The following is a 707-nucleotide window of genomic DNA, read 5'->3' as shown; positions in this document are numbered from 1 at the left end:
GTCAATGCCCGCTCGGTGGCCGAACACGTCATGTTCGTGGCCCTCGCCTTGCTGCGCAACTTCCGCGTCGTCGATCGCGACCTGCGCGCCAAAGGCTGGCTTGCCGGCCGCGAGCACGCCAACGCCAACAGCGAGCTTGCCGGCAAGACGATCGGCATCGTCGGCCTCGGCGCCGTCGGCCAGGCGGTCGGCCATATCGCCGCGCACGGCTTCGACCTGAAGGTGGTGGCAACGACGCGCAGCATGCAGCCGGCGCCGGACAAGGTCGGCTTCCTGTCGATCGACGCTCTCGTCGAGCAGAGCGACATCATCGTTCTGTGCTGCCCGCTGACGCCGGAAACGCGCGGCCTGATCAACCGTGAGCGGATCGCCCGCATGAAGCCGCAGGCGCTGCTGATCAACGTGTCGCGCGGACCGGTCGTCGACGACGACGCGCTGATCGAGGCCTTGCAGAAACGGCGCATCGGCGGCGCCGCGCTCGACGTGTTTGCGACGCAGCCGCTGCCGTCGAACCATCCCTATTTCGGCTTCGACAATGTTATCGTCACGCCGCACATGGCGGGGATCACCGAGGAATCGATGATGCGCATGGGCGTCGGCGCGGCGGGCGAAGCCCTGCTGGTGCTGGCGGGCAAGCTGCCGGTCAATCTGCGCAATCCAGAAGTGGTCGATCACTATCGGCGGCGGTTTCCGGCGAGCCTGTAACC

General features: G+C 67.0%; 1 protein-coding gene. It reads left to right on the top strand.

What is annotated here, in order from left to right; all coding sequences use genetic code 11:
* Positions 1-705, top strand: a 705-nt coding sequence (locus EN949_RS35530; RefSeq protein ID WP_127371997.1) for an NAD(P)-dependent oxidoreductase, incomplete at its 5' end; no start/stop codon positions are given.
* Positions 706-707: the final 2 nt, after the last annotated feature.

This window comes from Mesorhizobium sp. M7A.F.Ca.US.007.01.2.1 (assembly GCF_003998165.1).
GTDB classification, from domain to species: Bacteria; Pseudomonadota; Alphaproteobacteria; order Rhizobiales; family Rhizobiaceae; genus Mesorhizobium; species Mesorhizobium ciceri.
The sequence above is the reverse complement of the archived record's forward strand: the minus strand, read 5'-3'. Positions and strand labels throughout refer to the sequence as shown.